Here is a 13558-nt window from a genome sequence, read left to right as displayed (position 1 = left end):
GGGTCAGCACGGCTGGTCCTGGTGCGCCGCGCCGATGTTGATCAACCAGCGGCCGTCGGGATAGCGGGTGGCGGTGGCGGTGGCGAGGTGCCGACCGCTGGCCGAACCGGGTACCACCTTCCGGTTCTTCCGGTAGACCAGCCGGTAGTCGGTGGCGTCGATGCAGTCCTGGATCGAGACGGTGGCCGGGTCGGAGTCGAGATCGACCGCGGTGACCGACGGATTGGAGACGAGCTTTCCGGTACGCATCGCGCCGTGCTCCTTCGCGTCGCGAATGGTGAGCCTGACCCGGGTAAGTAGTGGATCGGCGAGATATTTCCGCAGTTGCGGATCGAGTGGATCGCCGGACTGTTCCGCTTTCCGGACGGCGGCCAGATAGCCCGCATAGGCGGCGAGGGCTGATTTCTCCGCCTCGGCGGCCCGGGCGTCGGCGCTGGCGGCCGGCTCGGCGTCGGTGTCGCGTGGCGCGGCGCTGCCCGGCCGGTTGCCGCAGCCGGTGACGCCGACGAGCAGCACCGCCACGAGCAGGGTGCTCCAGAGGTGTCCCGGTTGCCGGGTTCGCAACGGTGCCTCCTCCTGCTGTGCCGCTGACCGCCCACCTGAGCGGGGTTGACCGGTCGCTCCCGCCGATGGCATCGGTCGGGACGTGGGCACGGCCGCTCCGCCCCGGAGGCCCTTCACCGGGCCCGGCGCCGCTGCATCCACATTCGGGTGAGTCGATCTAGATTTTCGGTGTGGTATTGCCAGTCGATCTTTTTGTAACCTGCTGCTCGACGGTTGTGTGCCGTCCAGAGGGCGAGCATAGGCTGACCGCCGACGATACAACAGGGGCTATTTGAGAGAATACGTACGGTTACGATCTCTGTTGTCGACAGACATCACGATCATATGATGTCCATCGATGGCGCCAATGTGATCAATAGAAGCTGCGTGGTGAAGATCCGCCAACCCTTCCGATCCGATTGTGCCGCCTCAGGGGAGCGAAATGCCATGGATGACGATGATCTGACACCTTCCGTGCCGGTGCTACCTGTAGTGGCGGCCGGATCCACGGCCCGCCGTCGCGGCGTCAGTGGGTACTCCGCGCCCCGGGTGGGTGTGCGCTCGCCGGATCGGGGAAGGGCCGGAAATAGCGATCATGAAGTTACTCTGCGTGGTTGGAGTCGCCGCGGATCCGGGCGTACCGAGGGGGCGCCGAACGGGAGGTCGAGATGCCGAACACCGCGACGCCGCGTAGCCCGGTGAAGCCGGTCGGACAGCCGGCCCGCCGGCCGCTCCGGTGGCTCGCGCTGCTGACCGTCGCCCCGGTACTGCGCTGGCTCGTCGCCGCCGACTCGGTCCCGTACGGCCGGCCGCGCCGCTCCGGCTGTGACCACTGTGGTACCCCGATCGGCCCCACCGGGCCACTGCGCTCGCTCGCCCCGTCGGCCCGGTGCCCCGGCTGCGGCAACCGGATCGGCGCGCCGCCACTGGCCGTCGAGTTCGCCCTGCTCCTCGCGGTCGCGGCGGTGGTCCTGGCCGGACGGTCACCTGTCGAGTCCATCGCGTTCGGCTGGTGGGCGGCGTGCGCCGTACCGCTGCTCTTCGTCGACCTGGCCGTACACCGGCTGCCGGACCGGCTCAGCTACGCCGCCGCGGGTGGCACCCTGGCCCTGCTCGGCCTGGCCGCCCTGGTGACCGGCGACGCCACGGCCTGGCTTCGGGCCGTACTGGCCGGGCTCGGCGCGGCCCTGTTCCTGGCCGGCACCACCCTGCTGCTCGGCCGCCGGGGCTTCGGGCTCGGCGACGCCAAGCTGGCGCTGAGCGCGGTCGCCGTACTCGGCTGGCTCGGCTGGCCGGCGGTGGTGCTCGGCACGCTGCTGACCTTCGGCGCCTCGGCGCTGTGCGGGCTGGCGCTGCTGGCCACCCGCCGGATCGGCTGGGGCGGCCACCTGCCGTTCGGCCCGTTCCTGGTCCTCGGCACGCTGGGCACCCTGGCACTGAGCTGACCCGCCCGGCGGCTCGCGCCTCCAGCCGGCTGGACCGGGCCGGGCCTGCCCTGACCGGCTGGAACGGGCCGGGCCTGCCCCGACCGGGTGGAACGGGCCGTCAGTTCCGGTTCGTCGAGCCGGCCGGCGACATCCGCCCGGTCAGCCGGCCGACGGGCGCATCGAGCGGCCCGCCCGGTAGGCGCGCATCTTCGCCCGGCTGCCGCAGAGGCTCATCGTGCACCACCGACCGCGCCCGGCCGGGCTGTGGTCGTAGTAGACCCACTGGCACCGGTGCGCCGCGCAGGCCTTCAGCCGGGGCCAGGTGCCGGCGGTGGCGGCGTTCAGGATCGCCGCCGCCACCTCCGCGATCAACGCCGCCGACCCGTCGAGCCCGGTCGCCGGTACCGCCCGGGCCGCACCGGCGGCGTCGATGCCCAGCAGCAGCGGGGAGGTGGCGAGGGTGTGCCGCAGCGCGGCGACGGAGGCGCTCGGTACCTCGTCGCCGGTGTGCCCCCGGCAGGCGTCCCGTAACGCCTCCCGGAAGCGTCGGGTCTCGGTCACGTCGGAGTCGGTGAAGCAGAGTCCGGTCGTGCCGTGCGCGGCGGCGAAGGCGGTGAGCTCGGCGATCGTGCGCAGCCGGTCCCGGCCCGCCTCGATGTCGACGGTGTTCAACAGGTCCTGCACCAGTGCTAGCGGTCCGGGTGCGGGTGCACGGTCACCGGGCTGCCTCATGGCGCCACCGTACGCACCCGATGCCAGATACGGAAACGTCTGTCGATGTCTATCCGCTGAGCCGGTGGGTGAGCGCGGTGTGTCGGCGGCCGGTGCCTGCGGTACGGACCGCGATCGCCAGCGCCTTGCGGGATCCGGCCAGCACCACCAGCTTGCGGGCCCGGGTCACCGCCGTGTAGAGCAGGTTCCGCTGCAACATCGTGTACGCCCCGACGGTCACCGGTACCACCACCGCCGGATACTCGCTGCCCTGCGACCGGTGCACGGTGATGGCGTACGCGTGTTGCAGCTCGTCGAGTTCGTCGAAGTCGTACCCGATCTCCTCGGCCTCGTCGGTGCGGACGGTGAGGTTGCGCTCCTCCAGCGACAGCCCGGTGACCACCCCGACGGTGCCGTTGAAGACCCCGGCGGCGCCCTTGTCGTAGTTGTTCCTGATCTGGATGACCTTGTCGCCGACCCGGAAGACCCGGGCGCCGTGCCGGCGCTCCGGCTGCCCCTCCCGATAGGGCGAGATCGCCTGTTGCAGCGCGGTGTTCAGGCTCCCGGCGCCGGCCGGACCCCGGTGCATCGGAGTGAGCACCTGGATGTCCCGGGGCTTCAGGCCGAACCTGCGGGGCACCCGGCGGGCGACGATGTCCACCACCAGCTCGGCGGTGGCCGCCGGGTCGTCCACCGGGAAGAGGAAGAAGTCGGGGTACTCGCCGAGCAGCGGGGACTGGCCGGCGTTGATCCGGTGCGCGTTGACCACCACCCCGGACTTCTGCGCCTGCCGGAAGATCTTCGTCAGCCGGACCCGGGGGATCGACGCGGCGCCGAGGACGTCCCGGAGCACCTCGCCGGCCCCGACCGAGGGAAGCTGGTCGACGTCGCCGACCAGCAGCAGATGCGCTCCGGGCGCCACCGCCCTGACCAGCTTGTTCGCCAGGATCAGGTCGAGCATCGACGCCTCGTCCACCACCACCAGGTCGGCGTCGATCGGGTTGTCCCGGTCGTGCGTCGGGTCGCCACCGGGACGCAGTTGCAGCAGCCGGTGCACGGTCGCGGCCGGATGCCCGGTCAGTTCCGTCATCCGCTTCGCGGCCCGGCCGGTCGGCGCGGCCAGCACGATTTTGGCGCCCTTGGCGGCGGCGAGCGCGATCACCGACGAGACGGTGAAACTCTTGCCGCAGCCGGGTCCGCCGGTCAACACCGCGACCTTGCTGGTCAGCGCGAGCTTGACCGCGGCCTCCTGCTCGGGTGCCAGGTCGGCGCCGGTCCGGGTACGCAGCCAGGCCAGCGCCTTCGCCCAGTCCACGCCCCCGAAGGCCGGCATCCGGTCGCTGCGATGGTGCAGCAGTCTGAGCAGGCTCGCCGCCAGTGCCGACTCGGCCCGGTGGAACGGCACCAGATAGACGGCCGGGATGGTGCCGCCCTCGGTGCTCGGGTTCGGCACCGCCTCCCGGATGACGCCCTCGTCGGCGGCGAGCGCGGCCAGGCACTCCCGGACCAGTTCCACCGGTACCCCGAGGATCTCGGCGGCGTCCGCCACCAGGTTCGGCTCAGGCAGGTAGCAGTGCCCGGCGTCGGCGGCCTCGGAGAGGGTGTACTGGATGCCGGCCCGCACCCGCTGGGGACTGTCGTGCGGGATGCCGACGGCCTGGGCGATGGTGTCGGCGGTCTTGAACCCGATCCCCCAGACGTCGGCGGCCAGCCGGTACGGCTCGTTGCGGACGATCGAGATCGAGGCGTCACCGTACTTCTTGTAGATGCGTACGGCCAGCGAGGTGGAGACGCCGACGCCCTGGAGGAAGACCATCACCTCCTTGATGGACTGTTGCTCGACCCAGGCTGCGGCGATCAGTTTCGTCCGCTTGGGACCGAGCCCGGGCACCTCGACCAGCCGCCCGACCTCCTCCTCGATGACCCGCAGCGTGTCGACGCCGAAGTGCGCGACGATCCGCTCGGCCATCTTCGGGCCGATCCCCTTGATCAGCCCCGAGCCGAGGTACCGCTCGATGCCCTGCACCGTCGCCGGCAGCACAGTCGTGTACGACCGCACCTCGAACTGCCGCCCGTACTTCGGGTGCGTGCTCCAGTGCCCGACCAGCCGTACACTCTCGCCGGGCTGTACCCCGAGCAGCGAGCCGACCACGGTCAGCAGGTCGGGTCCGCTGCGTTCGGTGGCGAACCGGGCGATGGTGTAACCGGTCTCCTCGTTGGCGTAGGTGATCCGTTCGAGTACCGCCTCCAGCACCACCCCGCCCGGCCGGTCGGCGGGGCGCTGCCCGGCGATCGACGACGCGTGCTGTCCGGTCACTGACGCATCATGCATCACACCTGCGTCACCGTCGCCCAGCAGCCACCCTGAACCCGCTGATCCCGGCGGTCGCCAGCTCGGTCGATCCGGACCCTCCGCGCGGCGGGCGGGCTTAGCGTGAGGCCATGGACGACGGGGAGCGGGCGCTGGTGATCGACGGCGAACTGCACGACCTGCTGGTCATGCTCGCCAACAGCCGCAACGAGACGGTCGGCGAAACGGCCACCCGGCTGATCGAGGCGGAGTTCGACCGGATCAACCCGGGGATGCTGGACGACATCCGCCGCCCCGGAGCGGCGATCAAACGCCTCTACGCGGCGACCGGGCGGCCGGTTCCGTCGGTCTTCGCCGAGATGGTGGAGCCGGAGTTCGGCCGCGCCGCCGGGGCACGCGAACTCGACGAAACCGGCGAACTACAACGGATGTAGCCGCCGGCCCGGTGCCGGACGCCGGGGTGTCGGGATGCCGGGCACGCCGGGACGCGGGGACGCGGGGACGCGGGGATCTGCCGTACCGGGTGAGAATGGCCCGGATGATCGAGGCCATCGAACTGACGAAGCAGTACCGGCGGGTCCGGGCCGTGGACGGGTTGACGTTCACCGCCGTGCCGGGCCGGGTGACCGGATTCCTCGGGCTGAACGGCTCCGGCAAGACCACGACACTGCGGATGCTGCTCGGACTGAGCCGGCCGACCTCCGGCCGGGCGCTGATCAACAAGCGGCGGTTCCGCGATCTGTCGCAGCCGCTGCGGCAGGTCGGTGCCGTCCTCGAACAGGGCATCAGCCATCCTGGCCAGACCGGCCGGACGCACCTGGTGGCCCAGGCGATCCTGGCCGGTGCCGGCCGGTCCCGGGTCGACCACCTGATCGAGTACGTCGGGCTCGGGCACGCCGCCGACCAGCGTACCGGTGACTACTCGCTGGGCATGCGGCAGCGACTCGCGGTCGCGACCGCGTTGCTAGGCGACCCGCCGGTGCTGATCCTGGACGAGCCGGCCAACGGGCTCGACCCGGAGGGGATCGCCTGGCTGCGTGAGCTGCTGCGCGAGCGCGCCCGGTCCGGCGGTACCGTGCTGATCTCCAGCCACCTGCTGGCCGAGTTGGCCCAGCTCATCGACGACGCGGTGATCATCGCCAAGGGCCGGATCAGGTGTGCGGCCCCGCTCGCCGAGCTGTACGGCGGTACGACCCGCAGGCTGCGGATCCGGGGCCGCGATCCCGGCCGGCTGTGGCAGGCGTTCGAGCGGGCCGGCGGCCGGGTCAGCTCCAACGGGTACGCGCTGGAGGTGCTGGGCCTCTCGCCGGAGGAGGCGGGCGAGATCGCCTTCCAGGCGCGGGTACCCCTCTACGAGCTGACCAGCGACGCCCCGAACCTCGAACAGATCTTCCTCGACCTGGCGGCCGCCTGATGATCGCACTCGTCCGCAGCGAGCTGTACCGGGTGGCCACGATCCGGTCGAGCTGGATCTCGATCGCCGCGTTCACTGTGCTGGGCGCGCTCTTCGGCGCGGTGAACGTCGACGCCTGGGCGCTGCTGGCCGGGATGGGCGCGTTCGGCCTGGCCGTACTGGGCGTGACCGGGCACTACCAGCACCGTACGGCCGTGCTGCTGCACCTGGCCCGGCCGAGTCGGCTGCTGACCCTGCTGGGGCAGATCGTGGCAGGCGTGATCGTGGCGGTCGGCTTCGCCGCCGTCAGCGGCGTGACAGTGCTGGCCAAGGGCGATCTGACGCAGTACCGGAACACTCTCGTCCTGGCGCCGGTGATGGCGGTCTTCGGCGCCGCCAACGCGGCTGTGGTACGCCGCCCCACCTGGCTTTTCCTCGGGTACGCCGGCTGGTTCGTCTTCGTCGAGGGGCTGCTCGGCCGGCTCTCCGCACCGCTGCCGTTCTCGGCCTTCCTGGGTGCCGGCGGCGGCGACCGGACGAGCCTGCTGATCGCCGTCGGCTGGACCCTGCTGGCCCTGCTCGTGGCGGTGATCGCCGTCCGCCGCGACCTGACCGGCGACTGACCGCCCCCGCTGCCCCCGCTGCCGCTGCTGCTCCGCACCCCCGTGATCACGTAGCGTCCGGCTCGCTATAGCAGGCCAGACACCACGTGATCACGTAAGAGCGCGGGCCACATCGTCCGTCGTCCGTATCCGATTAGTGGTTCGTGCCGTCTGGGCGGGTGGTCGGGGTGACGAGAAGGATGCCGTGCCAGAGGTCGAAGATGTCGGCGCGCGGCACGGGCAGCCGTACGCCGCAGGCCTCGAGTAGGGCACGCAGGGCGGCCTGCCGGTGGGCACAGGGAAGCCGGGCGCCGCAGGCGCAGCGGTCCGCGTCGCCGCGATGACGTTGGTGCAGGGCGTGGGCGATCCGCCAGAGCGTCGGCATCGGGCAGCCCGGCGGTGGCTCGGCGGGGGGACATAGTGGGTCGAACGGTAGGGCTGTCATCGACTACCGTCGTCAGACGCTGGTGTCCTGATCGGGTACGTGCACGGCGAGCATCTGGTGTGCCACCTCTGCTTCGACGCTCGGCCGGGATCGGTATGTCGTCATCGGCTATCCCTCAGTTCCGAGGGTCGGCTGTCCGGATTGGTGGATGGGCACCCGGCTGCCCGGCCCACCGCTCTCCGGGGGGAAGAGGCGGGTCCGGTGGGCCGTGCCGTCGGCGGCCGGACGCCCATCCGGCTTCGGGGCGTTGCGTCGAGTGACTGTGGATGTACATTCAGCATGCACGCGAGTCGTGAGCTGTGCAAGCTTGCACGCAACTAAATTTGTCGTGATGTTGTTTCTGGGACAGTTGACGATGGAAGGGGTGCCATGCCCAACGAGCAGGCGTTCACGCTGCGGGCGCAGTGGCTCGGCCAGCAGCTCCGCGAGATGCGTGAGTCGCGGAAGCTGACCCTGAAGGCGGTCGGCGACTTCATCAAGCGCGATCCGTCCACGGTCAGCCGCATCGAGTCCGGCATGCTGCCGGCACGCGTACCCGAGGTGCTCGCCTATCTCGACATCTGCGGGATCGACGACCGGCAGCGCCGGGAAGATCTCAAGACGATGTCCGAGGACGCCTGGCAGAAGGGCTGGTGGGACGGCTTCACCGCCAACGTCGCGTCGTCCCTGATCGACTGGGTCTGGCTGGAGAGCCGAGCGGCCGAGATCCGTAGCTTCGAGGTCGGCGTCGTGCCGGGCCTGTTGCAGACCCGGGAGTACGCCGAGGCGCTGATCCGGGCCGCGCACGTGGACGCCACCGACGAGCAGATCGCCCAGTTCGTCGAGTTGCGGATGGCTCGGCAGCTGCGGTTGACCGGCGACGACCCGGTCCGATTCGCCGCCGTCGTCGACGAGGGCGCGCTGCGCCGACCGGTCGGCGGGGCCGCGGTGATGCGCGCCCAGCTCGCCCACCTGCGAGAGGTGGCCCGGAGCCGGCACGTCGAGGTGTTGGTGCTGCCCTACGAGGTTGGCGCGCATCCCAGCCCGGACGGCGCGTTCACCGTGTTCCGGATGCGTCCGCCCTATCCGCTGGTCGGCTTCGTCACCACGCCCGCCGGCAACCTGGTGGTCGAAGCCGAGGAGGCGGAGAACCTGCTCCAGACGTACGATCGGCTACGCGACGTGGCACTGCGGGAGAAGGCCGCTGTCGCGTTCCTGGCCAACCTGGAGACGCGTCTGGAGTGAGTGGGATGGCAGCACACCGTGTGGCGCGGGCCGTCGCGCTGCCCGAGGTGGCCTGGCACGTCAGCACCCGCAGCGGTAGCGGCAGCGGGAACTGCGTGGAGGCGGGTCCGGTGCTCGATCAGAGCGGGCGGGTCGCGGTGCGGGACAGCAAGGACCAGGGCGGGCCGGTACTGGTTTACCGGGGCGCCGGCTGGACGGCCTTTCTCGACGGGGTCCGGAGCGGTCTTTTCAACCCCGGGAACTGACGGGACCATCGCGGCCCGTTGATCGGTTGGCCCGGACAGGTGCGTCCGGCCTCTCGGCCGGCTCTAGTCCGGTTCGGTGGGAACGCCCGGTGGCCCCGGCACCGTGCCGAGGCCACCGAACGGCACCACAATCCGTCACCCGCGCACTTGCTCCGGGCTGCGGTCGACCGGCCGGCCGTCTCGCGGGCGCGGATCGTGCGGGGCGGGGTGCGGCCGGTCTGTCGTCGAGGGATCGCGTGGAATGGCGAGGTAGGACAGTGCCAGCCCGAGCAGACTGAACAGCGCGCCGGCCAGCCCGGTCCAACGCAGCCCGCCGGTTGCGACGACCGCGCCGCCGATCGCCGACCCTGCGGCGGCTCCCAGGTTGAACGCGCCGACGTTCACCGACACCGCGAGCGTGGGGGCGGCGCTGGCGTACCGGAGAATCAGGCCCTGCAACGGGGCGATCGTCGCGGTCGCCAACAACCCGAGCAGCAGTACCGCGACGATCGCGGACGGCTGCCACACGGCGGCGACCGGGAAGACCGCGAGTACTCCGACCAGCCCGCCGAACACCCCGCGCACGGTCGCGCTCAACGACCTGTCGGTCAGCCGACCGGCGGCCAGGTTCCCGGCGAGGCTTCCCGCCCCGTACGCCAGCAGCAGCACCGACACCACTGCTGCGGAGAACCCGCTGACCTGCGTCAGCAACGGGGCGATGTAGGTGAAGACAGCGCTGACCCCAGCGAACCCGACCGCGGTCGTGGCGACTGACAGCAGCACGGGTCGCCTGGTCACCACCTGCAGTTCCGCGCGGATGCTGCCAGCCTCAGCGGCCTGGCGGGGCATCAGCACCGCCAGTACGGCCGTGCTGGCCAGCGCCAGCAGCGTCAGCACCACGAAGGGCACCCGCCAGCCGGCTCGCGCGCCCAGCAGCGCACCCAACGGCACCCCCAGCAGGGTGGCGACGGTGAACCCGGAGACCACCGTGGCGATCGCCCGGCCCACCCGTGCGGGCGGCACCACCCGGGTCGCGGTCACCAGTGCCAGGGCCAGGAACGCGGCGTGGCTCAGCGACGACACCACCCGGCCGGCCAGCAGTACCGGGAACGCCGGAGCCCACGCGGTCAACGCGCTACCGGCGGCGAACAGCAGCATCAGCCCGAGCGCCACCGCTCTGCGAGGCAGTCGGGCTGTCGCGATGGTGACCAATGGCCCGCCGATCACCACACCGAGCGCATAGGTGGTCACCGCCTGTCCGGCGGTTCCGACCGGGACGCCGAGATCCATACTCACCTGGGGCAGCACTCCGGCGATCAGGTACTCGGAGGTGCCGACCACGAAGACGCCGGCGCACAATGCCGCCAGCACTAGATGACTCTTCTTCACGAGTCCGGACGCTAGACACTGACATGGATGTCAGACTCAAACCCGAGTGAGTCGGATCACCGATCTCCTGGCGGCTGGATCAGTCGCCGGGCTGGGCGCCCCGGCGGACGCTCGGTCTGGTCGGCACCGACCCGCCCTGACAGGAGGCCGCGCGCGGATCGATACGCGGTCTATCGCCGATCTATCGAGTGCCACCCCAGGATCAGGGATTGTCCCGGCGGCTTCCGTGCCGGGCAGACCCGGGGGGAAGCAATGAACGACCACTGGCCGGTGCCTGGCGGAGGACACCCCAAGCCGGACGGGACGCCGCCGGGGCATTGGCCACCCAGAGCCGGCTACCCGCCGCTTGCACCGGGCTATCCGCCATCGCATGGATATCCGGCTCCGCCGCAGGCGCCGGGCTATCCGCCACCGGCAGCGGGCTACTCGGGTCTGCCGCCGGCATATCAAGTGCCGCCTGGGCGGATGGCGCCGCCTGGGGCGGGACCGGTTGGCGGAGTGCCGCCGCAGGGTGGCGGGCGGCGGTCGTACAAGCTCTGGCTGGCGGTGGGTGCCGCTGTCCTGGTCGTACTGCTGGTGGGGGTGGCGGCGGTGGTCGTCGGCGACAGGGGCGGCGACAATCCCGTGGTCGCGGACCAGCCGTCCGCTTCGGCGTCACCGGAGCCGTCGGTGCACCCGGCGAAGCGGCTGGAGCAGATGCTCCACGCGCAGGGGGAGGCGTTGCTCCGTGGCGACGAGCAGGGCTGGCTGGCCCCGATCGACCCGGGCAACCGGAAGCTCTACGAGCACTATCGCAGCCAGTTCAAGGTGCTGCGGGCGCTGAAGATCTCGGGTTGGCAGGTCAAGATGGGCATCCCGCCGATCGTGGTGTACGGCCAGGAGACCGAGGCGCGGATGATGGTCGCCTACTGTTTCGGCACCCCCAAGTGCCCCGAGTTCAAGCTGATGTACGGCGAGGCTGCGCAGTTCACCCAGGATCTGATGGTCCGGTGGGGCGAGGACGGCACGATCCTGGTCACCGGGTCGAAGGCTGCCGAGCAGGACCGGTACGAGGCGCGCCCGCTGCCCTGGGAGAGCGGCGGGCTGACCGTACGGGAGGGGCGGCGGGTGATCGTGGCCACCCCCGCCAGCCAGCGGAGTCGGCTCGGCGAGGTGGTCGCCGCCGCTGACCGGGCCGCCCCGATCGTCGACCGTTACGCCAGGCTCGCCGGGCGTGAACCGCCCACGCACTACATCGTCTTCATGGCCGGCGAGACGGAGTGGAACGCCTGGCGGGGCGGCAGGAAGGGCAAGTGGGTCGCTGGTTACGCCTATCGGGTGGGCCTGATGACCAGCAACGTGGTGATCAGGATGGGTCGGGTCGACCGGGACTTCATGGGAACGATGCTGCGACACGAGTTCGGACACGTGGTCACGGCGACCGGCTCCGACCCGTACGGCACGTCGGTGTTCGACAAGTGGTTGGTGGAGGGAATCGCGGAGTACATCGGACAGTCCGGCCAGCCGGCGTCCCGTACGCCCCGGATGTACTCCATCCGCACCTACGTGCGCCAGAAGGGCTGGCCGCGGACGATCAAGTTGCCGTCACCGGACGCGGATGCCAAGGACATCGAGCTCGACGCCTACTACGGCCTGAGCTATCTCACGATGAGCTGTCTGGCCAAGCGGCACGGAGAGTCGAAACTGTTCCGCTGGTGGATCGACGTGGTGCACGGCGAGATCGACGACGACCAGGCGACCCGAAAGCACTTCGGCGAGAGCTGGGCGGCGATGGATCGCGCCTGTCTCTCCTACATCCGCAGCACCGTCTGAAGGGCGGGGAGACCGTGCACAACCAGGAACACCCACCGCCACCCGGGTACCCGGTACCGCAAAATCCACCACCGCAGTACCCGGCGCCGCATCCGCCGCCCGTTCACCCGGCGGCACCCTGGCCGGGATACCCGGGCCGGCCGCCCGCGCCCCGCCCCACCCGTCCGACCGGCTGGTCGGTGCGGCGCTGGCTGGCGGTCGGCGCGGGAGCGGGCGTACTGCTGCTGGTCGGGGTGGTCTCGCTGCTGCGGTTGGTGGTCGGTCAGATCGTTTCGCCCGTCGACGACGTCGTGCTGCCGCCGACGGCAGCGCCGACCGTCGAGATGCGGCCGGGCGAGCGGCTGGAACAACTGCTCAAGGCGCAGGGCGAGGCGTTGGTTCGGGGCGACGAACAGGGCTGGCTTGCGCCGCTCGACCCGGCCAACGCACAGCTCCGCGAGACGTACCGCAGCCAGTTCAAGGCGCTTCGGGCACTGCGGGTCTCCTCCTGGCAGGCCAAGCCGATGGTCCGGCCGGTGCTGAGGCTGGGAGAGGAGCGTGACACCGAGGTCGTCGTCTCGTACTGCCTCGCCGTGCCGAAGTGTCCACCGCCCAGGGTCGTCGATCCGGAGGCTCCGCGACTCATCCAGGTGATGACCGTCCGATGGGGACCTGACGAGCAGACCGTCACCATCACCGGATCCCGGGCACCCGAACGGGACCGTTACGCCTCTCGTCCGCTGCCCTGGGAGGGCGGCGGGTTGACCTTCCGGGAGGGGCGACGGGTGATCGTGGCTGCCCCGCCGAGCGAGACGGATCGGCTCGCCGAGGCGGTGGCGGCAGGTGACCAGGCCGCGTCGGTCGTCGACCGGTACAGCCGGCTCGCCGGACGGGAGGCACCCGAGCGCTACATCGTCTTTCTGGCCGGGACGAAGGAATGGCGCACCTGGTTGGGCGGTGACGAGCCCGAATGGGCGGCGGCTTACGCGTACGGCAACAACAAGATGCCCGGCAACGTGGTGCTGCAGATGGACGTCATGGCCGATCGGGCGCAGGTGCTGTCGACGTTGCGCCACGAGTTCGGGCACGTGATCACCTCGCCGGCCCAGGACGACATCTTCGAAGGTGGCCAGCAGTGGCTCGCGGAGGGCATCGCCGAGTACATCCAGTGGGGCGGCAGGCTGCCGGCTCGTGACCAGCTGGCCGACGCCCGTGCGCACCTGCGCAGCGATGACTGGCGGGGCAGTGTGCAACTTCCCAGCCTGGGCTTCAACGCCTCCCGCAGCGATGCGAGTGCCTTCTACCAGATAAGCCACGTCACCATGTCGTGCGTGGCCGAGCGGCACGGCGAGGCCAAGCTGTTCCGGTGGTGGTACGAGATGGTGGCCGTAGGCCCGGAGGACCACGACCAGGCGACGCAGAAGACCCTCGGGGAGAGCATGACGGCGCTGGACCGCGCCTGTGTCTCCTATCTGCGCCGGACCGTCGGCTGAGCCGC

13 protein-coding genes are annotated in these 13558 nt (G+C 70.8%); 8 read left to right on the top strand and 5 right to left on the bottom strand.

Annotated elements, in window-relative coordinates; translation table 11 throughout:
- Window positions 1-3 precede the first annotated feature (3 nt).
- Window positions 4-564 (bottom strand): hypothetical protein, encoded by a 561-nt coding sequence (locus CLT71_RS20985; RefSeq protein ID WP_101368609.1) that lies wholly within the window; start codon window positions 562-564, stop codon window positions 4-6.
- A gap of 647 nt (window positions 565-1211) precedes the next feature.
- On the opposite strand from CLT71_RS20985, the gene CLT71_RS20980 reads away from it, so the two are divergent.
- Complete coding sequence (locus CLT71_RS20980; RefSeq protein WP_101371643.1) at window positions 1212-1988, top strand: prepilin peptidase; 777 nt, start codon at window positions 1212-1214, stop codon at window positions 1986-1988.
- A 141-nt stretch (window positions 1989-2129) separates the two neighbouring features.
- Here CLT71_RS20980 and CLT71_RS20975 read toward each other — a convergent pair whose 3' ends face one another.
- Together CLT71_RS20975 and recD2 are read right to left on the bottom strand one after the other, a co-directional pair.
- The gene (locus tag CLT71_RS20975; protein ID WP_101368608.1) at window positions 2130-2702 is read right to left on the bottom strand and encodes a CGNR zinc finger domain-containing protein; all 573 of its coding nucleotides are present in this window, start codon (window positions 2700-2702) and stop codon (window positions 2130-2132) included.
- A gap of 49 nt (window positions 2703-2751) precedes the next feature.
- On the bottom strand, window positions 2752-4974 hold the full coding sequence (gene recD2 / locus CLT71_RS20970; RefSeq protein WP_486483708.1) for an SF1B family DNA helicase RecD2: 2223 nt from the start codon (window positions 4972-4974) through the stop codon (window positions 2752-2754).
- A 149-nt stretch (window positions 4975-5123) separates the two neighbouring features.
- Between recD2 and CLT71_RS20965 the strand changes: the two genes are divergently transcribed.
- From CLT71_RS20965 to CLT71_RS20955, 3 genes are all read left to right on the top strand, one after another.
- The gene (locus CLT71_RS20965; RefSeq protein WP_101368606.1) at window positions 5124-5426 is read left to right on the top strand and encodes a hypothetical protein; all 303 of its coding nucleotides are present in this window, start codon (window positions 5124-5126) and stop codon (window positions 5424-5426) included.
- 104 nt (window positions 5427-5530) lie between these two features.
- Complete coding sequence (locus CLT71_RS20960; protein WP_101371642.1) at window positions 5531-6406, top strand: ATP-binding cassette domain-containing protein; 876 nt, start codon at window positions 5531-5533, stop codon at window positions 6404-6406.
- Window positions 6406-7008 (top strand): hypothetical protein, encoded by a 603-nt coding sequence (locus tag CLT71_RS20955; RefSeq protein ID WP_101368605.1) that lies wholly within the window; start codon window positions 6406-6408, stop codon window positions 7006-7008. Before CLT71_RS20960 ends, CLT71_RS20955 begins: the two co-directional genes overlap by 1 nt.
- 133 nt (window positions 7009-7141) lie before the next feature.
- On the opposite strand, the gene CLT71_RS20950 is transcribed toward CLT71_RS20955, so the two are convergent.
- The gene (locus CLT71_RS20950) at window positions 7142-7372 is read right to left on the bottom strand and encodes a hypothetical protein (protein ID WP_101368604.1); all 231 of its coding nucleotides are present in this window, start codon (window positions 7370-7372) and stop codon (window positions 7142-7144) included.
- A 429-nt stretch (window positions 7373-7801) separates the two neighbouring features.
- Between CLT71_RS20950 and CLT71_RS20945 the strand changes: the two genes are divergently transcribed.
- Both CLT71_RS20945 and CLT71_RS20940 read left to right on the top strand, forming a co-directional pair.
- Complete coding sequence (locus CLT71_RS20945; protein WP_101368603.1) at window positions 7802-8656, top strand: Scr1 family TA system antitoxin-like transcriptional regulator; 855 nt, start codon at window positions 7802-7804, stop codon at window positions 8654-8656.
- Between the two features lie 5 nt (window positions 8657-8661).
- Complete coding sequence (locus tag CLT71_RS20940) at window positions 8662-8901, top strand: DUF397 domain-containing protein (RefSeq protein WP_101368602.1); 240 nt, start codon at window positions 8662-8664, stop codon at window positions 8899-8901.
- A 135-nt stretch (window positions 8902-9036) separates the two neighbouring features.
- Here CLT71_RS20940 and CLT71_RS20935 read toward each other — a convergent pair whose 3' ends face one another.
- Window positions 9037-10269: an MFS transporter gene (locus CLT71_RS20935; protein WP_101368601.1), complete on the bottom strand. Its 1233-nt coding sequence runs from the start codon at window positions 10267-10269 to the stop codon at window positions 9037-9039.
- Window positions 10270-10767: 498 nt separating this feature from the next.
- Between CLT71_RS20935 and CLT71_RS20930 the strand changes: the two genes are divergently transcribed.
- Together CLT71_RS20930 and CLT71_RS20925 are read left to right on the top strand one after the other, a co-directional pair.
- On the top strand, window positions 10768-12081 hold the full coding sequence (locus tag CLT71_RS20930) for a hypothetical protein (protein ID WP_101368600.1): 1314 nt from the start codon (window positions 10768-10770) through the stop codon (window positions 12079-12081).
- A 179-nt stretch (window positions 12082-12260) separates the two neighbouring features.
- Complete coding sequence (locus CLT71_RS20925; protein ID WP_101368599.1) at window positions 12261-13553, top strand: hypothetical protein; 1293 nt, start codon at window positions 12261-12263, stop codon at window positions 13551-13553.
- The last annotated feature ends 5 nt before the right edge of the window (window positions 13554-13558 follow it).

Source organism: Plantactinospora sp. CNZ320 (assembly GCF_002846275.1).
This window is presented reverse-complemented; position numbering and strand designations above follow the sequence as displayed.

Bases quoted from the DNA above. Each gene is read 5' to 3' on its own strand.
- CLT71_RS20965 (WP_101368606.1), top strand. From the start codon at position 5,124: ATGGACGACGGGGAGCGGGCGCTGGTGATCGACGGCGAACTGCACGAC.
- CLT71_RS20975 (WP_101368608.1), bottom strand. From the start codon at position 2,702: ATGAGGCAGCCCGGTGACCGTGCACCCGCACCCGGACCGCTAGCACTG.
- CLT71_RS20980 (WP_101371643.1), top strand. From the start codon at position 1,212: ATGCCGAACACCGCGACGCCGCGTAGCCCGGTGAAGCCGGTCGGACAG.
- CLT71_RS20960 (WP_101371642.1), top strand. From the start codon at position 5,531: ATGATCGAGGCCATCGAACTGACGAAGCAGTACCGGCGGGTCCGGGCC.
- CLT71_RS20945 (WP_101368603.1), top strand. From the start codon at position 7,802: ATGCCCAACGAGCAGGCGTTCACGCTGCGGGCGCAGTGGCTCGGCCAG.
- CLT71_RS20955 (WP_101368605.1), top strand. From the start codon at position 6,406: ATGATCGCACTCGTCCGCAGCGAGCTGTACCGGGTGGCCACGATCCGG.
- CLT71_RS20940 (WP_101368602.1), top strand. From the start codon at position 8,662: ATGGCAGCACACCGTGTGGCGCGGGCCGTCGCGCTGCCCGAGGTGGCC.
- CLT71_RS20950 (WP_101368604.1), bottom strand. From the start codon at position 7,372: ATGCCGACGCTCTGGCGGATCGCCCACGCCCTGCACCAACGTCATCGC.